This window comes from Roseiconus nitratireducens, from assembly GCF_008629675.1.
Lineage (GTDB): Bacteria > Planctomycetota > Planctomycetia > Pirellulales > Pirellulaceae > Stieleria > Stieleria nitratireducens.
The window spans coordinates 69,326-93,875 of the sequence record NZ_VWOX01000016.1 but is presented as its reverse complement, the minus strand read 5'-3'; the positions used below and the strand labels follow the sequence as shown (position 1 = coordinate 93,875).

The following is a 24,550-nucleotide window of genomic DNA, read 5'->3' as shown; positions in this document are numbered from 1 at the left end:
CAGCGACGGACAGGGCGATGCCCCGTCCGTCATGGTGTTGCCATGTCTGCCTGGCTACAGGCCCGGCTGGCTACATGTCCGCCCGACCTCACGTGCGAGTTGCTAGTTACGAATCATCACGCCGATGGCGTCCAGGTATTTCTGAACGGTTTCGACGCTGACGTCACGCCATTGCGTTGCTTTGTGTCGCAGCAGTGCCAGCTTCATCGATTCGACGGCATCGCTCAGGTCGTCCGGCAAAGCCGGCAGACCGATGAACGGTTGGACCGGCGCGTCATCCGAGGCATCGCTGCGATCGTCGGCACCGGTCGCGGACGAACCGCCTTCCGCTGACTGTCCGCCCAAGGATTGCAATTCTTCTTCGTCACCAAAGTCGGGTCCTTCGAAGGTCGGTCCCGAGGCGACGCTGCCCGAATCGTTGTCATATTCGCGATCTCGGCCTCCGCCTTGTGCCGGCAGCGTCACGTCCTCGTCCAATTCCACGTCGACGATCTGGCTGCGGCTGGGCCGCTGGCTATCCACCGCGCCTTCGGCTTGCCAGCGTTTCTCTCGCATCGCGGAGATGCTCCAGTTCTCTTTGCTGGCTCCCTCCAGCCACAGCGGCGCGTCCTCCCAGTCCAAGGCGGCCAGGAAATGGCTCCAGTACAGCCCGTCGTAACTTTCAAAGCTGTTGGCGAATCGATCGTAAACCCGTCTCAAACGCCCGACGTGCGGCGCCGTGACGCCGCCGACGCGTCGCGCCCAGGCTTCGTCGGAGTACTGGGTCGCGTCAACACCGGATTCGATCAAAGCCTGGCGCCATTCGCTGACGATCCGACCTTTCTCCCAGTTGGTGGTACTGATGAGCGTGTTCCAACGGCCGACAAATGGTTCGGCCAGCTCGCCCGCCTTGCGAAGTTCCTCTTCGCTCAGTTCGGCCGGGGCGTCGGAGCTAGCCGGGGCATCAGAGCTGGCCAGACCGGCGGGACTGGAAACACCATCCCAAGCCGCCTTGGCCTCGTCCAAATCTTCATCGCTGATCGCCGACGGGTCGTCGCCCGTCATGGAAACATCGTCGTCCTGCGGTCGCTCGTCCACCGACTCCAGGGGGGCAGTCTCAGGGTCGGAGGCGGTTTGATAATCGTCCTGGGGCATCAGTGTCCGTTGGGTTGAAATCCGTGCAGAAACATCCTCGCGGCAACACGCCGCTGGAACTCGCGTGTCGCACACGCTATCCGACAGGCCCGGAGAGAAGAAATAGGCCCACCCCGGAGACCTCCGAAGTCCGGGAATTTCCGGATCGCACGGACGTTCTGGGCAAGTTTTAGCGTGTGGAAAGACTGTCGGCCCCCAAGGTTTGGTTTGGCCAAAACTCAGAATTGCGGTTATCTTTAAAGTCCCGCCATTTTATCCCACCTTGCGAAATCCCACCGTGCGAGAACACGCTACCCCCTCTGGGCTGCGGCCCTGTTGCCTGTCGATGCTGTGCTTGTTGGTGGGGCTGTTCACCTTCCCGGCCGACCATTGCGTCGCGGCCGACGTGGGATCCGCCCCAACCGAAACGCATGATCCGTCGGCACAGATCTCGGCCGACCATCTGGAATTCTTTGAAGCCAAAGTGCGACCGCTGCTGGTCGAACACTGCTACGACTGTCATTCCGAAGAAGCGGGCGAATCGTCCGGCGATTTGATGGTTGATAGTGCCGACGGGTTGCGTCGAGGCGGGTCGATGGGGCCGGCCGTGGTCGCTGGCAAGCCTGCCGAGAGCCTGCTGATCCGCGCGATCCGTTACGAGCACAGCGACCTGGAAATGCCACCGACCGGGAAACTGGACGATGCCGCGATCGCTACCCTGGAACGCTGGATCGAGCTCGGGGCACCGGACCCACGCCGCGCTCAGGGAGCACCGACCGAATCCGTCTCACCGATGGATATCGACCCGAAGTCGCACTGGGCCTTCAACGTGCCCCGCAACACGTCGCGGAAGATCCAGCCCGGTGCTGACGATCGCGACGTGATCGATTCGATCGCCCGCCAGGTTGCCGACCAGGCGGGGGTGCAAGTTTCGCGGCGTTGTGACGACGCAACTTTGGTGCGGCGTCTTTACCATGACCTGACCGGCTTGCCCCCGACGGTCGACCAGATTGCCCGGTTCTGCGAATCGGATCGCCCCGACAAAGTTGAACGTCTGGCCGATGAATTGTTGGCCTCTCCGGCTTTCGCCGAGCGATTCGCACGACACTGGATGGACGTCGCTCGCTACGCCGACACCATCGGCTATGCCACCGCCGGCAAAGAACGTCGTCTGACCGGCAGCGAGCGATACCGCGACTGGCTGATCCGTGCTTTTGCAACGGACCTTCCCTACGACGAAATGATTCGTTTGCAATTGGCGGCCGACCGGCTGGATCCAGAAAACGAACGGGGGCACCTGGACGCGATGGGATTCTTAACCATCGGGCGGCGGTTTCTGAACCGGTACGACACCATTGACGACCGTATCGACGTGATCACCCGCGGATTGATGGGGATGACCGTGACGTGCGCCCGCTGCCACGATCACAAGTTCGACCCGATCCCGACGACCGACTACTACTCGCTGTTGGGCGTGCTGGAAAGCAGCACGATTCCGGAAGAGGGTGCCAGCCCGCTGATGATGGTCGACAAAGACAACCCGCACGACAGCAAGGTCTTCCTCCGCGGCCAACCTCACAACCGTGGCGAGGTCGCCCCGCGACAGTATTTGACCGCACTTCGCCAGCCGGACGAACCCCGCTTCACCGACGGCAGCGGTCGCCTGGAACTGGCTGAAAAGGTTGCTTCGCCGGACAACCCGCTCACGTCTCGGGTGTTCGTCAATCGGATCTGGTCGCACCTGATCGGTCGCCCCTTCGTTGATTCGACGAGCGACTTTGGGGTTCGCACCGAGACCCCGGCGTTGGTCGAAGTCCTGGATGAGTTGGCCGCCGACTTCAGCACGGACTGGAGTATCCAGCGTCTGATCCGGCGCATCGTGACGTCAAGGATTTACGCGCAATCGGATCAAGCGGCAACGCCCGCATGCCGCACTGCCGATCCGGAGAACCGTCTGGCGGCCAGGGGAAACCGGAAACGCCGTGACTTCGAATCCATGCGAGACTCAATGTTGGCCGTGTGCGGGATGCTGGATCGTCGCGTCGGAGGCGACCCCGTGGAGATTCACCTGAACACGCCCAATCCCAGGCGAACCTTGTACGCCATGATTGACCGGCAAAACCTGCCATCGCTGTTCAGAACGTTTGATGTCGCCAGCCCCGACGCGCACACGCCCAAACGCTACTTCACCACAGTTCCCCAACAAGCCCTGTTCCTGATGAACCACCCGCAGACGGGTGTCCTGGTCAGCGAGTTGGCAGATCAAGTCCGGGCAGAGACGCCAGACCCTGAAGCTCAGATCCGGCAAATGTTTCGACGCGTGGTCGGACGCCTTCCCGATCCGAATGAAATCGAAACCTGCCGAACGTTCTTGCAACAAGACGCGTTGCAACCGCCGGACGAATTCGACCCTCGCTCGGCATGGCGTTATGGAACCACAACGGTCAACGAGGAAAGTGCCGTGACCGACTTCCAACCGCTAAAAACTTTCAGCGGGTCTCAGTGGCAGGACACCGACGAGTTCCCGTCCAAAGGCGAACTGAGTTACGCGTCGCTGGGTCTGGAAAACGGGCACCCCGGCGGACAACACGCCGTCGTGCGACGCTGGATCGCTCCGGCCGACGGTCGCGTCACGATCAGCGGCATGGTGGGACACCGCAACAAACAGGGCGACGGCGTCGAGCTGGCAATTTGGATCGGAGGCGAGCGAGTCTGGCGCGAAAACCAAAAAAGCAACAACCGCCCCTTCAGCAGGATTCGCGGAAAGGTTGCGGCCGGACAAACGGTCGACTTTGTCGTTTCCCCACGCCAAACCCCAAGCTTTGACAGTTTCTTCCTCCGTTGCCAAGTTTCACTGCGTTCCAACGACGGCGAATACTTCGAAGGCGACTCCAAACGCGACTTCGCCGGGCCGCTGAACGAAGCCTCCCAGGAGCCACTCGATCGCCTGGCCCAGCTTGCCCAGGTGTTGATCCTGTCCAACGAGTTCCTGTTTGTTGATTGACCGTTGCCCCGACGGCCGCCGCCGGCCCAGGACTTGAAACACGGTACTTTGAACACAGCTCCCCAATGACGCCCCTTTGATGATGCTCAACCGACGACAACTTCTCAGCCAATGTGGACTCGGAATTGGCTCCCTGGCGCTTTCCGATCTGTTGATGCGTGACGCTTCCGCCACGGAGTTGCATTTCCCGGCGAAGGCCAAACACGTCATCCACCTGTTCATGAATGGGGGCCCCAGCCACGTCGACACCTTCGACTACAAACCCAAGTTGAATGAACTTGCCGGAAAGACCGCGCCGACCGGAAACCTGAAAACCGAACGCCCCACGGGACATGTCCTGGGGACTCCGTTCAAGTTCAAACCGTACGGTCAGGCTGGCATCCCGGTGAGCGAACTGTTCGCCAAAACCGCCGAACACATCGACGACATCTGCTTGATCCATTCGATGCACGCCGACGTGCCCAATCATGAACCCTCGTTGATGTTGATGAACACGGGCGAATCGCGGCTGGTGCGTCCCAGCGTGGGGTCCTGGTTGACCTATGGTCTGGGCAGCGAGAACGCCAACCTTCCGGCCTTCGTCACGATGTGTCCTGGCGGGTACCCGATCAAGGAATCACAGAATTGGCAGAATGCTTTCCTGCCGGGGAAATACCAGGCCACGTACGTCGATAGCAGCCACCGGCAAGTCGACCGCTTGTTGGAAAACATCGAAAGTGACCTGGTGGCATCGTCCGACCAGCGAGACCAATTGGATCTACTGGCCCAATTGAATCAGCGCCATGCGAAACAACGGGCGGAAGACGAACGCTTGCGGTCCCGCATTGAATCGTTTGAGTTGGCTTATCGGATGCAAAGCGAGGCGGCCGAAGCGTTCGACGTGACGCGAGAAACCAAGGCGGTGCGTGAAGCTTACGGTGACAGCGATTTCGGACGTCAAACACTGATCGCACGGCGGTTGGTTGAACGGGGTGTCCGCTACGTGCAGCTGTACACCGGAGCCGGGCAACCGTGGGACAATCACGACGATATCGAACCGCGACACCGTGAGTTGGCGCAAAAGGTCGACCAGCCGATCGCGGCGTTGCTGGCGGACTTGAAACGGACCGGGCTGCTGGATGAAACGCTGGTGTTGTGGGGCGGCGAGTTTGGCCGCACGCCGGTCGTCGAGATGCCCCGTGAAGGTGCCAACCAAGGCAAGATGAATGGACGCGATCACAACCACTATGGATTCACCATGTGGATGGCCGGAGGCGGCGTGCGCGGCGGCTCGGTGGTCGGGGCTACCGACGAAATCGGCTTCCAGGCCGTCGAAAACCGCGTTCACGTGCATGACCTGCACGCAACGCTCTTGCGGCTGATGGGCCTGGACCACAAACGTCTGACTTACCGCTACGCCGGACGCGATTTCCGTTTGACCGATGTCCATGGCCGCGTGGTCGATGAAATTTTGGCCTGAGACAAGCTGAGCCGATCGATTTCCCGCGAGTTTGTCCTGGCCGCTGGCTGGCCGTCGGCCAGACCTTAGGCCACTAGCTGCCGTCGCGATCGGAGAGGAAAGCCACGCTCTGGCGAGCGTAGCTACTCGGTTTCAGACAAAGTTTAGTGCCGAAGTTTGCGGAATCTGGCCGAAATCGGGCCCGATCCAAGAGGCGTGGGCTCCCGCGCCCCGAGCGACAAACCCTGCCGATGGCGCAGACGGGATGCCTTGTAACGGCACCCCCCGGACGAACCGGGCTATTTGACGCGCTGTCTCGATCGCATTACAGTGCAACGATCCAGGCGGTATCTTTGTTCAGGTATTCGTTTGACGGAAATGGAGAAAGATCTCCGAAACCCTGGGTCCAAACCATGACAGCGGTCGTTGGAATGGTGAGGATGACGCGGCCGTCGCGAGACCGTATCATGTTCACCGCCCCAGCGGTCCCACCTCCCCACCTCAGCAGTTTCACGACGATCCGTATCGGCGATGACACTGTTCCCACCACCACCCCGGCATGGGCCTGTTCGAATTCCGAACGCTCCGGCCGGTTCCGTTAATTGAGACATCCCAGCGGCTCAAACCGGGCCGTCCCGACGCACGGGTCCCGACGCACGTTCGGCGGGATGGAACAGCTTGATTCTTCCAACCCCATCATTGATTCACGGAGTCGTTAGATGCGTTGCTACGGAAATTCACTGAGCCGTCGCGGATTTCTGACAGCGGGAGCCTTCGGAGGCATCGGTCTGTCACTTCCTGAATTGCTGATGCGAGAGGCGTTCGCCGAGCAAAAGCATTATGACTTTGTTGAAGCGAAGGCGAAAAGCGTCATTCACGTCTACCTGCCCGGCGGAATGGCCCAGCAAGAATCGTTCGATCCGAAACCGTACAGCCCGATGGAATACCGGGGCGAGATGCGGACGATCAAGACCAACACGGGCGAAGTGTTTAGCGAAGCCGTTCCCCAACTTGCCAAGCGGGCTGACAAGTTCAGCATCATCCGCTCGATGACGCACGGCGAAGCGGCACACGAGCGTGGCACGCACAACATGTTCACCGGCTACAAGCCCAGCCCCGCCTTGAAGTATCCTTCTTTCGGCGCTGTCGTCAGCCACGAGTATGGGCCTCGCAACAACCTGCCACCTTACATCTGCATCCCGAACGTGCCGAACGAGTATGCCGGGACCGGATACCTGCCCAGCAGCTACGGCGGGTTTGCCTTGGGGGCCGATCCGGCCCAAAGCAATTTCCGCGTCCGAGACTTGGACTTGGCAGGCGGCGTTGACGCGGAACGGTTCATGCGTCGGAAAGAAGCGCTCAAGACCGTCAATAGCCAATTCGCTTCCGTGACGGCCGCCGACAACGTCGCGGCGATGAACACGTTCTACGAACGAGCCTACAGCTTGCTGGACACCCCGGCCGCCAAGGCCGCGTTCGATTTGGAAAAGGAAGACGGCAAAACGCGTGACCGCTACGGCCGCAACCAGGCCGGTCAGCGGTTGCTGATGGCACGTCGGCTGGTCGAAGCCGGCACGCGGTTGGTCACCCTGACCTACGGCGGCTGGGACATGCACCAGAACATCACCAGCGGTTTCAAGAACACGATGCCCGCACTGGACGTTGCCCTGGCGGCATTGCTGGATGACCTGGGCGAACGCGGCATGTTGGACGAAACCCTGGTCATGGTCAGCAGCGAATTCGGCCGAACCCCGAAGATCAACGCGGATGCCGGACGCGACCACTGGCCCAAGGTGTTCAGTGTGATGTTGGCCGGTGGCGGAATCAAAGGTGGCATGATCCACGGAGCTTCCGACTCCACGGCCGCCGAACCGGAAGACAGTCCGGTTTCGCCCGCCGACCTGGCAACCACGATGTATCGTTTGCTGGGCATCGTCGCGGACAAGGAATTGATGGCGCCGGGCGACCGCCCCATCGAGATTGTCGACGGCGGCAAGCTGATCCAGCCGCTGATGGCGTAAGCCACACGCGAACCTCCCGCTCACGGCGACGCACGAACTTCGCCGCAATGTGCATGAACCTTTCGCGTCCGCCTGACCGGGCGTTCCCCCCTCCACGATCGTTAGCGAATAGACGATGAGCCCCCTGACTCAAAAACTCTGTCGATCGGTCGTAGTCATCGCTGCGACCCTGTTGGCGTTTCCGACCTGCCAGGATGCCCTTGCCACGTTGCCGGAGGTTCGCAGCATGGAACCTCGCGGGGTCGTGCGAGGCGAAGAAACGGTGGTGCAGCTGAAGGGCGCTCGGCTGGGCGACGCAACGGAAGTGTTGTGTGACTTGCCTGGAATCGAGATTCTGGAGGTCAAGCCGGTCAACGGAAACACCGTCGACGTGAAATTACGAGCCGCCGCTGACCTGACGCCCGGCCTGTATCCGATCCGGTTGGTGACCAAATCCGGAATCGCCAACCTCCGACTGCTGGGCGTCGGCGCGATGCCGCGGATCCAGGAGGTCGAACCGAACAACGACTTTGCCGAGCCGCAACAGGTCGATTTGAATCAAACCATTGAAGGCGTGGTCACGCGTGAAGATGTCGATCACTTCCGTGTCGAGCTGAAAAAGGGACAAACGTTGAACGTCGAAGTGGAAGGCATCCGGATTGCCAATTCGCTTCGCAATCGCAACATCCTGGACCCGTACTTGGCGATCCTGGATGACGGTCGGTTCGAAGTCGCCTCCAGCGACGACTCCGCCTTGCTTCAGCAAGACGGCTTTTGCACGTTCACCGCCCCGGCCGACGGCGTCTACACGGTTCTGGTGCGTGACAGTTCGTTCCAGGGCAGTGACGAAGGCGCCTATCGATTGCACTTGGGCACGTACCCGCGTCCGGTGGCCGTGCTGCCCGGCGGTGGCCAGCCCTCCACCACCTTGGACGCACAATTGATCCTCTCTGACGGTTCCACCCGCCAGGCATCGATTCCGCTTCCCAGTGAAACGTACGAACAGTGGGGCGTCGTCACCGAAGGCGACGGCGGAGTGACTCCCTCGCCCAACTGGATTCGCGTCAATGAACTGCCGGTGGCATTGGAGCAAGAGCCGAACGACGACCGCCGCAAAGCGCCGACGGTTCCGGTTCCCGGTGCTTATTGCGGCGTCGTGGAAAAGCCCGACGACTACGATTGTTTCACGTTCGAAGCCAAGAAAGGCACCAAGTATCGCGTGGAAGTGTTCGCCCGGAACGTCTTGCGTTCTCCGTTGGACGCCGTGCTGAATGTGTTTGACCCCAAGCACAGCACAATCACCTCCAGCGACGACAGCCGCGGGATGATCGACCCGTTTCTGGAATTTGACGCGAAGGAAGACGGGCCACACACCGTCCGGATTTACGACCATTTGAAAGGTGGAAGTCCCCTGCACACTTACCGGATCGAGGTCACGACGCCGACCCCGGCCGTGAACTTGACCCTGAAGGAACTTCGCCGCGACGAGGCCCAAGTTGTCGCGGTTCCGATCGGCGGCGACGCGGCCATGGTCGTTTCGGCCCGACGTGATCGCTACAACGGTGAAGTCAATTTATCTTTGGACGGTCTGCCCGACGGCGTGACGGCGACGACGTTCCCGATGCCACCCGGAAGGCCGGAGGTTCCTGTGCTGCTGACGGCCGCGCCGGACGCGAAGCACAACGCGTCGCTGTACACGATCTTCGCCAAAGGCGATGACAAGAACCCGCTGGTGGGCGGCAAGTTGTCCCAGCACCACAACCTGGTATTGGGTCAGAACCGTCGTTCGATGTGGGGCTACGACACCGAGCGGGCGGCGATGGCCGTCACCGATGCGGTTCCGTTCAGCGTGGAAGTCATCCAGCCCAAGACGCCCATCGTTCGCAACGGCAGCAAGAATCTGGTCGTCAAACTGACTCGCCCGGAAGGATTCACCGAAAAGGTTTCGTTCCGAACGCTTTACAACCCGCCTGGCATCGGGATCAACAATAGCCGCTCGATCGACGGTGACAAGACGGAGGTCGAGATACCGATCACTGCCAACGGTGGTGCAGGAATCGGCGAGTGGCCGATCATTTTCCTGGCCTATTACAACACGCCCAGCGGGCAGGCCGTGACCGCGACCAAACCGATCATGCTGCAGGTCGAGGATTCGCTCTTCCGTTACCAGTTCCCCAAGACCGCCGGCGAATTGGGCTCCGAAGTGACTCTGACCATGCCGGTCGAAATCCTCCGCGAATACAAGGGCGACGCCGAAGTGCAACTGGTTGGCATTCCGGCCGGTGTTACCAGTCCCGCCGCAACGCAGAAGATCACTCCGGATTCGGAATCCGTCAGCTTTCCGCTGGTGATTGCCGCCGACGCCAAGGTCGGCACTCACAAGACGCTGGTGTGTCAGTCGCGGGTGAACGTCGATGGAGAAACGATCATCCAGACCGACGGCACCGGTGAATTGCGAATCGACAAACCGCTGCCGCCGAAAGTCGACGCCCCGAAGACCGAAGCAAAGAAAGAAGAACCCAAAAAGCCGGCCGCGCCGAAGCCGCTCAGCCGACTGGAACAGCTCCGTCAAAAGAAGTAGTTCGACCCGAATTCACAGCCGTTACGACAACGACTTCCGTGTTGCTGCGGTCTTCCCGCAGTGCCATCCCCGAAAAGTGCTAACCCTATGATATCTCGCACCGTCGCATCGCTGCTGCCGCTGGCCTTGTTCGCGCTGTCGGCCTTTGCCGCCACACCGGCAGACGAGAGTTCGGCACCGCCGTCGGACCCGCCCAAGAAACCCGATTTGGCCGTTTACCCGCCGGAAATCAATCTGGGATCGGCCCGTGACTTCCAATCGTTTGTCGCGGTGCTGATGCGTGATGATGGGATCACCGAAGATGCCAGCGATCGCGTGATTTGGCGGATCGCGGATCCGGCCAAGGTCAAACGCGAAGGATTCAAATTGCTTCCGGTTGCCGACGGCAAGACCGAATTGGTCGCCGAGTATTTGGGCACGGAAGTTCGCATCCCGGTCACCGTCAGCAACGCCACGGCCAAACCGCCGATCAGCTTCACCAACGACGTGATGCCCGTGCTGACGCGTTCGGGTTGCAACACCGGTTCCTGCCACGGAGCCGCCCGGGGGAAGGACGGCTTTCGTCTGAGCCTGTTCGGATTCGATCCGCAGGGCGACTACCAACGCATCACGCGTGAGATCGGCGTCCGCCGTGTGAACTTGGCGCGTCCGGAAGAAAGCCTGTTTCTGAAGAAGGCGATCGGGTCCGTCCCTCACACCGGCGGCAAACTGTTCGAAACCGATTCGGATTACTACGCCACCATCCTGGAATGGCTTTCCAACGGCGCGGTTGCCGACGCAACCGATCCCAAGCCACCCACGGTGGACTCGGTCTCCATCTACCCGCCGCAAGCGGTGATTGAAGGGGAAGGCGCCACGCAACGGTTCGTTGCGGTAGCTCGATACAGCGACGGGACGACGCGCGACGTGACCCGTCTTGCCGCCTTCACCTCGAACAACTCGGGCACCGCAGACATCGACGATGTGGGCGTGGTGACGGCCGGTCGACGGGGCGAAGCGTTCGTGATGGCCCGTTTCGACACCCACACGGTCGGGAGCCAGGTGCTGGCGCTGCCCGCCGATCTGCAGTACACCCCACCGGAGATTTCCGGCAACTACATCGACCAGTTGGTCGGGAAGAAACTGCAACAGCTGCGCATCCTTCCCAGCGGATTGTGCAGTGACGAAGAGTTCATCCGCCGGGCGACCATCGACATCACCGGTTTGCTTCCAACGGAAAAAGAGTACGCGGACTTTGTCGCCGATCCCGCCCCGGACAAGCGTGCGGCCTTGATCGATCGACTGCTGGAACGCAAAGAATTCAGCGAGATTTGGGCGATGAAGTTCGCTCAACTGCTGATGATCAAAAGTACCAATCAGGTCAGCTACAAATCGGCGTTCTTGTACGCCAACTGGTTGACGGACAAGTTCGCCCGAAACGTTCCGATGGACCAAATGGTCCGCGACCTGTTGACCAGCACCGGCGGCACCTTCAATTCGCCGGCAACTAATTTTTACGAGATTGAACGAGACACCCTGAAGACGGCGGAGAACGTCGCCCAAGTCTTCATGGGAATCCGGACGCAGTGTGCCCAGTGCCACAACCACCCGTTCGATCGCTGGACGATGAACGACTACTACGGCTTCGCCTCGTTCTTTTCGCAGATCGGACGCAAAGGTGCCGAGGACTATCGCGAACGGGTTATCTACAACCGCGGCGGCGGCGAGATCAATCACCTGGTCACCGGAAAGCCCGTGCCGCCTACCTTCCTGGGCGGTGAATCGCCCGACACCCGAGGCAAGGATCGTCGAGAAGTCGTTGCGAAATGGTTGACCAGTCCGGAAAACCCGTACTTTGCCACGTCCATCGCCAACCGGGTCTGGGCCCATTACATGGGTGTCGGACTGGTCGACGAGGTCGATGACATTCGGGTCAGCAATCCGCCCAGCAACCCGGAGTTGTTCGACAAGCTGGGTGAAAAGCTGATCGAGTACAACTTCGATTTCCGACGCCTTGTTCGTGACATCTGCACCAGCCAAGCGTACCAGCGGAGCAGCGAAACGAACGAAACCAATGCTCACGACCACCGCAATTACGCTCACGCGGTGATTCGTCGGATCCCCGCCGAAAGCCTGTTGGATTGCATCTGTCAGGTGACCGAAGCGCCCGACAAGTTCAACGGTTTGCCGGTGGGTGCCCGGGCGGTCCAGATCGCCGATGGCCGCACCTCCAACTATTTCCTGACCACCTTTGGACGGGCTCCCCGAGACACGGTTTGTGAATGCGAAGCGTCGACCGACCCCTCGCTCTCCCAGGCCCTGCACCTGCTCAATGGCAGCAGCGTCAGCCAGAAGGTCGCCAACGGCAACAAGGTCAAGAACTGGATGGAGAAAGAAGGACTGAGTGAGCAGCAGGTGCTCGATCGCATCTACATCCGATGTCTCGCTCGTCGTCCCAGCCGTGAAGAATTGGACCAGTTGATGCCGCAGATCACCGCCGCCGAGAACAAAGCGGCGGCACTGGAAGACATTTTCTGGGCCGTCTTGAACAGCCGCGAATTCGTTTTCAATCACTGACCCCCGGGTCGCTTCCGGCCCAATCCCTGCCTTCCCACCGACGACGATCGATTGCCCCTTTCGATCGCCATCCGTTTTCGAATTCCACCGAGTCGATCCATGAGTGTTCGTTCAGCTTTCTTCGCATGTTTCGCGGCCGCCGGAGCAATTGCCCAGGGCGCCGACCTGCCTCAGAAGGTGACCTTCGAAGAGCACGTCAAGCCGATCCTTCGCCAGCACTGCTTGAACTGCCACAACCAAGGCGAAAAGAAGGGCGGCCTGGCGCTGGATACCTACGGATCGCTGGTCGAGGGCGGTGGCAGCGGCGAAGTGGTGTTCGACGACGGCGATGCCGAAGGCAGCCGGCTGTGGCAGTTGGTCAATCACGATGACACGCCGGTGATGCCGCCCAACCAGGACAAGCTTCCCGACGAACAGCTCGCTCTGATTCGCGCCTGGATCGAAGGCGGGATCCTGGAGAATTCCGGCTCGAAAGCCAAAAAGAAAAAGACCAATGCGTTGGCCTTCGTGGCATCCACCGGAGGTAAGCCGGAAGGCCCGGTCGCGATGCCCGAGTCGATCCCGCAAAGCACACCGGTCGTCACCGAGCGGGCGGCCGCAATCACCGCTCTGGCGGCCAGCCCCTGGGCGCCCCTGGTCGCCATCGCCGGGCAGGAGCAAATTGTCCTGTATCACACCGAGACGTCCGAGCTGCTGGGCATCCTTCCCTTTCCCGAGGGCATCGCCCAGGAAATCCGCTTCAGCCGCGACGGAGCCTACCTGATCGTGGGCGGGGGCGCCCACTCGGTCCGCGGCTTGGTCGCAATCTATGACGTCAAAACCGGCGAACGAATGGCGACCATCGGGGACGAACTGGACACTGTCTTTGGTGCCGATGCCAACGACTCTCTGTCGCGGGTCGCTTTGGGCGGCCCCAAAAAGATGCTGCGAATCTATGACGCCGGATCCGGCGAGCAATTGTTTGACCTGAAGAAACACACCGACTGGATTTACTCGGTCGCCTACAGCCCGGACGGCGTGTTGATTGCGTCCGGTGACCGCTCCGGTGGTCTTTGCGTTTGGGAAGCGGATACCGGACGCCTGTACCTGGATCTGACCGGGCACAAGGGTGCGATCAATCAAGTCGCCTGGCGCGACGATTCGAACGTTCTGGCCAGCGCAAGCGCCGACGGCACGGTCAAGCTGTGGGACATGCACAACGGAAACACCATCAAAAGCATCAACGCGCACGGGTCCGGCGTGACCGCCGTGACGTTCGACCACCAGGGTCGACTGGCGACCGCCGGACGTGACAGCCGGGCGAAGCTTTGGGATGCCTCCGGCAAAGAGATCAAGGCATTTCAAGAAGGCAACGAAGCCATGCTGGAAGTCGCCATCTCGCATGACGGTAAACGCGTCATCTACGGAAACTGGGATGGCAAAGTGTTCAACACGCCGGTTGAGAATCCTGACGCCAAAGTTGCATTGGCTGCCAATCCGGAGCCCATCAAGAACCGTATCGACGCAGTGAAAACCACATTGGTTTCGATGCAGAAGCAACTGGCCCCCGCCAAGGCGGCACTCGACCAGGCGGTTTCCGCCGTCGCCGCGGCCAAGAAGCCAATTGACGAATTGGATGCCAAAGTGGCGCAGCTGCGTGAACTGGCCAGCCAAAGCGAAAACGCGGCGAAACAGGCCGAACAGCAGGTCGCCCAGTTGGACCAGTCGCTGCCTGGATTGACCGACGCGTTGCGGGATCTGCAAGACCAGGTCACCGCCGTCCGCGTCGCGTTCAAGCAGGACGCGTCCAAAATGCAGCAATTGGCCGAAGCGGAAGAGAAGCTTGCGGAACAACTGACCACGACCGCGGCGAAACGGCGTCAGCGAATCGCCGCCCACGCCTCGATCGCGACGCACCGAACGGCAGCGGCCAAGCACACGGCGGCCGCGGAGGCATTGGTCGCAACCCGCGGCGAGATGGAAAAGAAACTTGCCCAGGCGCAAGCGGCCGCCGATCAAGCCAAGGCGGCCCACGACGAAATCGCGGCGGTCACGGCAAAGGTCCAGTCGAAAGTCGACCGGATGCTCGCCGAGCTGAACTGATCCTGCCCGCCCCGGGCGGCAGCCCTCCGTCGCTGCCGTTGCGATCGCGGCAGAATGCAACCCCCGAACGCGGGTGGCGATCCTTAGCTGGCAATCCCCGGCTGGCCCGCGTTGCCTCTAAGGGAGCCACGCTCGCCAGAGCGTGGCGTAGGCATTTACGGTAGCCATTTTCGTCAGAGCTTCGGGGCAGCCCTACTCGCTGATCATCGCTCCTTCTCCGACACCCCGCCCGCCATCGCTTGACAGCGATTCCGCGGGTCGAAGCGGTTGTGGCGGCCGCGTCGACGGTGAATCGTGGGTCGATCGGTCCGCAGAATTCTGTCCCCTGGGGATTCCGCCGCCACTGTTCTAAACTCATGGCGTGACCGGTCTTCCGGGGCCGGGAGGATGTCACTGAAGTGGCCCGCCCCGCTCGGCTTGACCGTCGCGTGGACGAATTTGACCTCATCGGTGGGGTTCGAACGTGCGCTTTCGGGGCAGCGACCAGCATCCAGCACATTCCTGCCGCCGCCTCGCCGATGACCCATTATCAAAACGCTGACGAAGAAGTCCGATGGAACTGATCATCCTCCGCTGCATCTTCCTGCTCTGTGCCGGCGGTGTATCGGCCATCATCAATACGGCGTTGCCCAGCGATGCTGAAATCAATCCCTACCTGGTCTTCGCGGGGGTGATGGGAACAGCGGTCGCGACCATCCTGGCCGATATCTTCATCCCCAGAAAACGCATCGACTCGATTTCTGCGGTGTACTTCGGCGTCCTGATTGGCATGCTGCTCAGCTACATCCTCTGGATCGCGATCGCGCCACTGTTCGCGCAATCCTTGCTGGTGGGAAACGCCGTCAAGCTGATCATGGGCATGTTGCTGTGTTACGTCTGCGTCAGCGTGTTGATCCAGACCAAGGACGACTTTCGGTTCCTGATTCCGTACGTTGAATTCGTTCGCGAAGTGAAAGGTTTCAAACCCCTGGTATTGGACACCAGCGTGGTGATCGACGGTCGAATCGCGGATCTGGTGAATACGGGTGTCTTTGACAACCAATTGATCATGCCCCGTTTTGCCCTCAGCGAACTGCAAGCAATCGCCGATAGCAGCGACAAACTGCGGCGCGTCCGGGGACGACGTGGGCTGGATGTGTTGAACCGGATGCGTGCCGACGACAAGGTCGACCTGATGATTTTTGATCGGGATCTGCCGGAACTGGCGGGGCAAACTGTGGACCTGAAATTGGTCCTGCTGGCCAAGCATCTCGAGGGCAAGGTCGTCACGGGGGACTACAACCTGAACAAGGTGGCCAAGCTGCACAATGTCCCGGTCATCAATCTGAACGAGATCAGCAACTCGCTGCGTCCGGTCTACCTTCCGGACGAAACGTTCCGGGTGAAGATCATCAAACCCGGGGAAGGTCCCGAGCAGGGCGTGGGCTACCTGGACGACGGGACGATGGTCGTCGTCGAAGGGGCTCGCAATCGCATCGGACAGGATCTCGACGTGCGGGTGACCAGCACGCTGCAAACCAATGCCGGGAAAATGATTTTCGCCAAGTACGAAGGCTAAACCGATCGTTCCGCTAAAGCGACTGTCCCGGACCGCGGCTACAACCCGACTCCTTTGCTCCGGCGATCACGGCTGCCGCCATGGATTCGCTCGCTCCCGTTCTTAACGGCGGCGAAAACGGTTGCCCCAGCGGTCTTCCGGTGCGACGCGGCGAAGAATCTCGTCGGGCGGAAGCAGATCAACTTCATCGCGGTTGTTTAGCTCCAGATACCGATCCAGATCCGATCGTTGGTCGGCATCGAACATCGGTGCTTCGCGTCGGATCGCCTCTTGCGCCCAGGCTCGCATCGTCATGACGACCGCCGCGTCTCGGGCAAAGGGAGTTTGCAGGTTGGTCAGGGCATTTAACTTTTCCATTGCTTCGTCGCTCAGCAACAGCGTCAGTTCATGCAATTCCTGTTCGGTGATCTCAGCGGGATACCACGATCGCTCATCGGACGAATCCGACGACGACGATCCCGGACCCGAGGGTGGGGGGCGAAAAAATCCGGGGCGTCCACGGGAATCGCGGCCATCGACCATCATTCGCAAGTAGATCCCCTCGGTCCGGTCGCCAAAGACGCCGCGCCGCGAGCGTTCCATGGATTCGGCAAGTTCGGGGTTGGATTCCACACGCAGCTCCAACAATTGGCGAAGCCGAAAGAACAACCGTTCGGCCGTCTCTTCGCTGATGGACGTTCCGGATCGACGCGCCAAATCTTCCATGGTTTCCGAAATCGCCTGCTGAGCAGCGCTGCGTGCGACCTTTGGATCGTCGCTATCCAGCTGGTCCTTCACGTCGTCATCCAGATTTTCGCGCCACACGGAAAATGCTTTCATGGTTTTCAGCAATTGGTCGTGATCCGGCTGGTCGGCAACCTGTTTGGCCACATCACGGACCGCCTGCTGCTTTTCCTCACTCAAGCGCTGAAAGGTGTACCAGCGCGATTCCAACCGATCGCGTTGCTCGGACGAAAGCGAAACGATGAACTCGTCTCGACGGCTGACCGGGATCGGCTGCATGGAACTCTCCGGCGAGATCGATTGTCCGTAAACATCCTCCATCGCCTCCAGCATCGCGATCCATTGCGGATTGGCGGCCAATTCTCGTAAGAAGTCGAAATCTGCACCGACCAGATAGGCGTCCAGATCCTCCGCCACCTCCAGATCGCTCAGCTCGCTGCGCAGCATTGCGTGCCGACTCATCGCCATCCCGGCCGCGCCCACCAGCAGACTTAACAGCGACAGCAGCGTGAGGGCGATGCCACGGTGATGACGTGCCCACCAACTGGTCGTTTGCGGTGCTGCGGGAGCAATGTCGGAAACGACCAATTCGATCGTTGATTCGACCAGCTTTTCGTTTGGTGTTTCGCCGGGCAACTCGTCCAGCCATTCCCACCCGGTCTGCAGCGACTGCAATCGTCGCCGCAGCGATTCCTCGTTGATCAAACGCTGTTCAACGGTCACACGCTCGCTCTCTTTCAGCTCGTCATCCAGGTAGGCGACAAGCAATTCGTCATCCGGATCGACCGGATTGTCGTCGGTAAGCAGGACGCTATCTTTCATTTTTTGATCGTCTCAATCACCAGAGACGCCAGCCAGAACATACAAGATTCTTCCGACCTTTCACGGATCCACCTCATTGGGAATGACGCCGGCATCGATGTAGGGTTGCAGGATTTCGCGCAAGTTCACACGCGCGCGACTCAGCAACGACTTCACCGCTTTGGTTGACAATCCCATCGCTTCGGAGATCTCGGCATAACTCAGGTTTTCAAACCTGGACAGCATCAATGCCGTCCGCTGCCGCTCTCCGAGCACACTGACCGCCTGCCGAACGATTTCCGCCCGCTCGACACCTTCGACCAACCGCGTCGGCATCAAGCCACTCGCTTCCAAGGCGGTCGCTGCCAGCACGCCGACCGCCTGCGAACCGTCCGGAGCCGCCGGGGCGTCCACCTCACTAACTTCCTGTCGTCGGCCCATGCTGCGCGCCGCGTTGCGGGCGACATTGGCCGCAATGGTGAACAACCATGTCGAAAACTTTGCCCCCGGTTCGTACCGATGGCGCGCACGGAAGACCCGCATGAACGTTTCCTGTGCCAGGTCCTCCGCCAAATCGGGCCGAGGCCCGATGGTCCGCATCAATCGCACCAGGCGGGGATGGTACTTTCGAAGCAATTCCTCAAAGGCGGCGGCGTCATCGTCGCGGACGCGCAGCATCAGCCGGACATCGGGGTCCGATTGCTGATAACGCAACGCCGTGGATTCACTGACAGACAAACGCTTTTGAGACTTCAAACGAGGAACGCGGATGGTGACACGGTCAGTTTATCATGTTGAAACCCGCCCACGCGGAACAAGTTTCGCGGGGGAATGCTGCCGAAATCAGGTCGCCGGATCGAGGCGTTCGCCCCCCTTCCAGCGTTGAGCCGAAGTGACCACGCCCGCGGCGACTAACTCCACCACGATGAACAGCAGCCGTGCGGCAATCGCGGCCAACAGGGCTCGTGATTCGCCCACCACCGGCCCCAGAACGACAATCAACGTCAGCTCCCGAATTCCGGCACCGCCGGGCAACAACGACGCGAAACCGACGACCATCGCCAGGCAAATGGCGGCGATCGAGGCCGCCGTTGCCACCACGCCAAACGTCTCGCCGTCGCGGCCAGGAATGGACGCGACCAGCAAGGCAAACGAACCTCCGATCAATGCCCAAGCGATCGTTTGCCAAAACCACGCCGCGCGAAAGTATCGCCACCCGCCAGTCGGATTGGCGGGAACCTCCGCAATGGATTCCGCCACCGGATCCGGCGTCCCCAGGTCGCTGTCCGCCTGGGTCGCCAGCTTTGACACACCGATCCGCGCCACCAAACGGCGCAGCAGCGGCGGGACCGTCGGCACCGAGGCGGAAATGCCGCCCACCAATGCCAACACTGCCATCCAACGGGGCACCGGAAGCAGACAAATCAGTGCACCGCCCCACGCCGCACCGACTGCCATCATCAGCAAGGTTTCCAAGAACACGGCCGTCGTACCGATTGACACCGGAACCCCACTGGCCGACAGCCGAGCCGCCCGGATGACCACCACCATGGCCTTGCCAGGCACGTACTTCCCTAAGTGTCCCATGACTTGGGCGATGACCGCCTCTCGCAGCGGCACCCGACAACCGAACGTTCGCACGCCCTCCGACAGCACCACTCCGCCCGGCACCAGACCGACGAAGTACAACAATGCGGCGGCGGAGATGCAGGACCAACGCAGATTCGTCAAACTGGGGATGGCCGCCGAAGCCGCCCGCCGATCAGCGCTCAGATGCTCTCGTTCGGCCAAAGACGAGGACGCAGCAATCCTCCGCTCGATTTCCTCCACACGCTCTTCGGCCCGGCGAGACTGCTCCTGCCACTGCTGAATTGCCCGGTGCGTCGCCACCGTCAATCCGACCACCACAATCAAGGCGATCAGGACTTTGGCGACTCGCTTCAATTCACGCATCCGACTGCCGAGATTCGAACCATCTGGGTATTAACCGGCCCGACGGCTTGAGAGAAGTTTCCGATTCATGCAACGATTGAGGAACCGCGGCCCCCATCGATCCGCAATCTGCAACGGATCATAGCAATCGGGATCACGAGGAACCACCGGGCCGCTCGATACGGCTTCAACTCCTATTGACCACTACTACCCGCTCCATGGTATCCGTCCATTGGTGTCTGCCAGAAAACGTGCTCTGCTACTTTCAATTGCGACCGTCGTCTACAACCTTGGCGAGGGTGCGGTAGCGATGATCGGGAACCAGCTATCCGGAAGCCAGGCGCTGTTCGGCTTTGGCCTGGACAGCTTTGTCGAATCATTGTCCGGCGCCGTGATGATCTGGCGGTTTTGGGCGTTCGGCATGCAAGAGGATGATGAATCCTTTGAACGAATCGAACGACGCGCCGCAACCTGCGTCGCTTATTCCTTGTTGGCCCTGGCTGCATACGTGGGTGTGGACGCCACCAAGTCGCTGATCCAAGGAGATTCACCCGAAGCCAGTTGGATTGCGATCGCTCTGGCGATCACTTCGATCATCGTGATGCCGTTTCTGTTTCTGGCGAAGTACCGACTGGGTAAATCCATCGACAGCCCCAGTCTGGTTGCCGATTCCAAAGAAACCCTGGCATGCCTGATGCTCTCGGTTGCGCTGCTGGTCGGAAGCGGGGCGTTCTTTCTTTGGCGGTGGTGGTGGTTGGACTCGGTCACCGCCTTGGTGATTAGCCTGTTGATTGTTCGCGAAGCACTCGAAACCCTGAAGGAAGCCAAGGAGGACTAAAACGTCACCGCCGGCCGATCATTCTTCATCCGGCGGAGCAACGGCCGGATCCGGCCAACGGATGCTCTCCTTGTTCAATCGCACCTTCCACTTCTTGACGACTTCGTCGCGCCGACTGCTGACAGCTTCCTCGGGGCGGAAAAACAAGGTCGTCCCGCTAATATCACGCAAGTTCTCGGACGCCAAGACTCGCACGGGCATGGACGCGGACTCCAAATCGGCGACCAACTCGGCATCACCGCCGGTCTTCAGCTGGTCCTGCGAATATCCCATCAGCAGCCGGAACAGGGTGTCGCCGTCGGCGTTGTCCATCGCTTCGTTCTCACCGGCGATCGCACGTCGCACTGCCAACGCATCGTCGGCACTTCGACCGATGGTCTTGCGAAGCGCATCCAAATGCGAGGACCAATACAACCGCTGTTTCGGATTGCTCAACAATCCGTCCACGCCGAAATACGCGGACGCGTCACCCAACGCCAACATGGTCTTCCCGGCCAACGCGGCGACTTCGTTGCGTCGAAAATCCAAAGCGACCCGCAGCGAGAGCAACAGCGACTTGGCATCGTCCTGGCGAACCAGGGATAACAAATCCGTTGCCGCTTCCGACTCCAGGGTTCCCGTGTCGGTTTCCGGATCCACCCACGACGGCATCTGGTCCAACATCACGGGCTCCGAAGCGGTCAACTCGTCCGCCCGGACCTGAAAAGCCAGTTGTTCTCGCGTCTTCAAATCGGTCGTCCCATCGGACGTCTCAATCTGGACGTCGCCGGTGGTTGCGATGAATCGCATTTCGTTGCGATGGTTCTCCGGAACCCGCGGATCGGTCCCCAACTCTCGCGTTTGGACCAGATGGAACGCGACCGTCGCATTGTCCGACGCCGATCGGATCAACCAGGTCTGGTCCGCGAAGCCGATTGACACGGTTTGTCCCGCCTCGACCATCGCCACCAAACCTTTGCCGAACACCACGTCGAACGCAGCGGTCTCGGGCATGGGTGCCCAACCAATCCTGGTGGGTCCGACCAGCGTCACCATCACCGGCTTGGTGCTGGAAGCAGATAGACGGGCTCGATATTCGGGCGCACAAACCAAAACGTCACCGGGCTGGATGGCATCTTCGTTTGCCAACAATTGCCAAGTATCTTCATCGACCTGTTTGGCAACCAGGGCATCCTCGGAGGCCAAAACGGCGCCGACCACCGAAAGCGGCTGCTCTTCCGTCGGCGGTTCGGCAAGCCCTTCGGCCGGCTCCGTTTCAGCCTTCGGTGTCATCGCAACCTCCGCGTCCGGCGTCCCCGCTCCTGGCGGAACCGGCGGCGCTTCGTAAGTCACTTCCTGATCGCCCGGAGCGGCGGATTCTGATCGCTCGTTGCCGGAATCTTCCATCGCAACATCGGAGTCTGGTTCCGGGATGCTGTCGGTAGCGGTCGGCTGGGACGCATCTGCGGTGTCGGGTTGCTCCTTCTCAGGCTGGCCAGGGTCCGCGCCGGTTTCCCGCGATGGTTCGGCCGTCCCATCTGATTCAGGTTCTTCGCCTGTCGCTTGATCCGCTTCGCTTGCTTGCGAACCGGTCTCAGCTTCTTCGGCGACCATGTCCGCGTCGGACAAATCCTGCCCGCCATCGACGTCCGTGGAAGCCTTGCCCCCCGAATCATTCTCCGGCAGATCTGTTTGCGTTTCGACGTCAGGATACGTCTGCGACACTTTCGAGTCGTCTTTCTGAGCGACACGATCGTCGTTCATCAGCGGCGCGAAGATCTGGCTGATTGCAAACAACAGGGCGCCGACCAATGCCAACGAGACGAGCCAGGGAGTGATCCGAGACGGTCTCACGTCGCCTTCGTAGAAATCGGAGCGCCGCAACTCCGACATCGGGCGGCTGCCGGCCAACGGCGCCGCGTCTTCCAACCCGGCCGAAGGCTCGGCGAACGGATCCGACTGACCGCGCAATTTCGTCGCCGCCTGAAAGACCCCACTGTCGTCCACCCCGACCGGTTGCACCGGCGGAGCCGGCGGGCCCATGCGACGTCGGCCCGAATCCAGTGTTTCGGCTTGTGAATCACGTGGCGGGTAAGTCGGTTCCGCGTCGGAAACGCCGTCACCGAAATCCGCCTCCGGCGGTTCCGGCAACGGCGGCGACGGTCCAGCCGCGTCTTGGTCCATCTGGATATCGGAATACCGAGGACCGATCTCGCCAGCGATGGCCCCGACCGCTTCTTCGCCGCCCGCGGCAAAACGAGTCCCACCGATCCCCGGAGCCACCTTGCCGTCCGGACCCACCATCGCGCAGATTCGATCCCGCAACTGGTCAGAAACTTTTGCCGGTTGTCCCAACACCATCGTCAAGATCTGGTGGCAAGCGGCCGCTTCGGCCAAATGCGGCTCGGATTCCAGACAAGCCTTTTCGATCTCGGTGATTTGCTCCGGTGACAACGGGCTGTCCAAATACGTGCTGTCCAAATACTCGCTCATCATGTTCGGCTCCTCGATCGGATGAACCGAATCGGGGGCCGGCGCCGAAAGGTTATTCGCCGCCAGAACCGCACGAATCCGCTGGACGACCTGGGTCGCGTACCCACTTTGCTCCAGCTTCGCACGCAATGCCTGCGCGTCCTGTTCATCCAGCGTGTTGTCCAGGTAAGCCAGCAAGGTGCGTAGAGTGAGTCGCATCGGAACCGCGCGGATTGGGGGTGTATTGCGGGACGAAAACCGAGTCCCGGCCGCCTACCCTGTTAGTGCACTTCCGCGGCTGCATCCGTGCAGAAAAATGCGATTCCTTTTGGGAAATCTTCCCACTTGAGACTTTGCCGAGGCGAAGGCAGGCGGAGCCTGGATTGCAGCCGGTTCCAAGGCCGGAGCCTTGGAACCAGGGGGGCGTTGGCCTCATCCCTCGTTCCCGGGCTCCCGCCCGGGAACGCACTGCACGCTGGCTCCGCCAGCCCCGATGCGAAGGTGCGCAGGCGGAGCCTGCCGGACAGCCGGTTCCAAGGCCGGAGCCTTGGAACCAGGGGAGGCCAGTTGGTCAGACGAGCACGTCCAACAGGGCCACGTTGGTTGCCAGGGCAATCACCAGCACCACCACCAGGATCACCAGGTAGACCATCAATCCCACGCCGGCGTACAGCCAGAACTGACTGGCAGTTTTCACCGTCATCAGCGCTGCTGCCGGCGATGCATATTCTCGTAGCGATTGGATTTTTGCCGCGACCTGCAAAGCCAGCACACCTGCCATTCCCAGCACAAGCCCCAACGCGACCCGCACCGCCGTGGCCAGGTAATCCGCATTGGTGGGGCCGGTCCCCTGACTGAGCGCGAACAGTTGAGCAATCACCAGAACGCCGCCGGTGGCGAGTAACGCGATTCCCAACATCAACGTCCCCGCGTATTGAGACGAAAGCTCACCAGTGATCGGTGTCATGCCGCCGGCTTCGGCTTCGTCGCCCGCACTGGAGGAAACCATTCCCTCCTTGCCGGTTTTCCCGAACAGTTCTCCCAACACTTCGACAGCCGGCTTCCACGCATCCATGCCGTTCTTCCAGACCAACGAGTCCTTTTTCAGGATCTTCGCTTCGGCGTACAGACGCATTTGATCCATCGACACGGGCCCCTGCTTTTCGCCGTTGACATGAGCGTACCACTGGGCACTCGCGTTTTCATTGGCGGTCGCTGCGGCGCCTCCGCCCTGCCCTCCCGGTGGGACATTGGAAGCTTCCGCCGCCAGATCGCCCGATTGCACGGAGCTGACCCTGGGAAAGAAACTCCCAAACTGGTCCGCCTTCATCCAGCTTAAACCGTCGCCGGAAAGTTCATGCATGCGAGTGACCTGCCCTCGGCGCACCATCTCCTGAATCTTTTCCGGACTGAACGGACCGATCGTGCGGCCACGAAATCGGACAAAGACACGTTCAAGCTGAGTCATACCGT

The 24,550-nt window shown here is 60.7% G+C and carries 14 protein-coding genes; 8 read left to right on the top strand and 6 right to left on the bottom strand.

Features of this window, described 5'->3' with window-relative positions:
- Positions 1 to 102 precede the first annotated feature (102 nt).
- A complete protein-coding gene (locus FYK55_RS22920; protein WP_150078957.1) occupies positions 103 to 1,134 on the bottom strand; it encodes a hypothetical protein in 1,032 nt (343 codons plus the stop codon).
- Between the two features lie 277 nt (positions 1,135 to 1,411).
- On the opposite strand from FYK55_RS22920, the gene FYK55_RS22915 reads away from it, so the two are divergent.
- The 7 genes from FYK55_RS22915 to FYK55_RS22885 all read left to right on the top strand — a co-directional run bounded on the left by FYK55_RS22915 (position 1,412) and on the right by FYK55_RS22885 (position 16,332).
- Entirely contained in the window at positions 1,412 to 4,117 is a 2,706-nt protein-coding gene (locus FYK55_RS22915; protein ID WP_235908913.1) for a PSD1 and planctomycete cytochrome C domain-containing protein, read from the top strand.
- Positions 4,118 to 4,196: 79 nt separating this feature from the next.
- The gene (locus FYK55_RS22910; protein WP_150078956.1) at positions 4,197 to 5,576 is read left to right on the top strand and encodes a DUF1501 domain-containing protein; all 1,380 of its coding nucleotides are present in this window, start codon (positions 4,197 to 4,199) and stop codon (positions 5,574 to 5,576) included.
- 698 nt (positions 5,577 to 6,274) lie between these two features.
- On the top strand, positions 6,275 to 7,576 hold the full coding sequence (locus FYK55_RS22905; RefSeq protein ID WP_150078955.1) for a DUF1501 domain-containing protein: 1,302 nt from the start codon (positions 6,275 to 6,277) through the stop codon (positions 7,574 to 7,576).
- Positions 7,577 to 7,691: 115 nt separating this feature from the next.
- Positions 7,692 to 10,136 carry a pre-peptidase C-terminal domain-containing protein gene (locus FYK55_RS22900; protein ID WP_150078954.1) on the top strand — a complete coding sequence of 815 codons (2,445 nt, stop codon included), beginning with the start codon at positions 7,692 to 7,694 and terminating at the stop codon, positions 10,134 to 10,136.
- Between the two features lie 87 nt (positions 10,137 to 10,223).
- Positions 10,224 to 12,692, top strand: coding sequence for a DUF1549 and DUF1553 domain-containing protein (locus FYK55_RS22895; protein ID WP_150078953.1), 2,469 nt, complete (start codon positions 10,224 to 10,226; stop codon positions 12,690 to 12,692).
- Between the two features lie 99 nt (positions 12,693 to 12,791).
- Entirely contained in the window at positions 12,792 to 14,774 is a 1,983-nt protein-coding gene (locus tag FYK55_RS22890) for a c-type cytochrome domain-containing protein (RefSeq protein WP_150078952.1), read from the top strand.
- 553 nt (positions 14,775 to 15,327) lie between these two features.
- The gene (locus FYK55_RS22885; RefSeq protein WP_150078951.1) at positions 15,328 to 16,332 is read left to right on the top strand and encodes a PIN/TRAM domain-containing protein; all 1,005 of its coding nucleotides are present in this window, start codon (positions 15,328 to 15,330) and stop codon (positions 16,330 to 16,332) included.
- Positions 16,333 to 16,434: 102 nt separating this feature from the next.
- Here the strand turns inward: FYK55_RS22885 and FYK55_RS22880 are convergent, their stop codons facing one another.
- The 3 genes from FYK55_RS22880 to FYK55_RS22870 form a co-directional block, all read right to left on the bottom strand.
- Complete coding sequence (locus tag FYK55_RS22880) at positions 16,435 to 17,877, bottom strand: hypothetical protein (protein ID WP_150078950.1); 1,443 nt, start codon at positions 17,875 to 17,877, stop codon at positions 16,435 to 16,437.
- Between the two features lie 60 nt (positions 17,878 to 17,937).
- Positions 17,938 to 18,570 carry an RNA polymerase sigma factor gene (locus FYK55_RS22875; protein ID WP_150078989.1) on the bottom strand — a complete coding sequence of 211 codons (633 nt, stop codon included), beginning with the start codon at positions 18,568 to 18,570 and terminating at the stop codon, positions 17,938 to 17,940.
- A 129-nt stretch (positions 18,571 to 18,699) separates the two neighbouring features.
- Positions 18,700 to 19,809, bottom strand: coding sequence for a lysylphosphatidylglycerol synthase domain-containing protein (locus FYK55_RS22870; protein ID WP_150078949.1), 1,110 nt, complete (start codon positions 19,807 to 19,809; stop codon positions 18,700 to 18,702).
- 214 nt (positions 19,810 to 20,023) lie between these two features.
- Between FYK55_RS22870 and FYK55_RS22865 the strand changes: the two genes are divergently transcribed.
- Positions 20,024 to 20,626: a cation diffusion facilitator family transporter gene (locus FYK55_RS22865; protein ID WP_150078948.1), complete on the top strand. Its 603-nt coding sequence runs from the start codon at positions 20,024 to 20,026 to the stop codon at positions 20,624 to 20,626.
- 18 nt (positions 20,627 to 20,644) lie between these two features.
- On the opposite strand, the gene FYK55_RS22860 is transcribed toward FYK55_RS22865, so the two are convergent.
- Together FYK55_RS22860 and FYK55_RS22855 are read right to left on the bottom strand one after the other, a co-directional pair.
- Positions 20,645 to 23,296, bottom strand: a complete 2,652-nt coding sequence (locus FYK55_RS22860; protein WP_150078947.1) for a hypothetical protein — start codon at positions 23,294 to 23,296, stop codon at positions 20,645 to 20,647.
- A gap of 352 nt (positions 23,297 to 23,648) precedes the next feature.
- Positions 23,649 to 24,545, bottom strand: a complete 897-nt coding sequence (locus FYK55_RS22855) for a DUF4339 domain-containing protein (protein WP_150078946.1) — start codon at positions 24,543 to 24,545, stop codon at positions 23,649 to 23,651.
- Between the last annotated feature and the right edge of the window lie 5 nt (positions 24,546 to 24,550).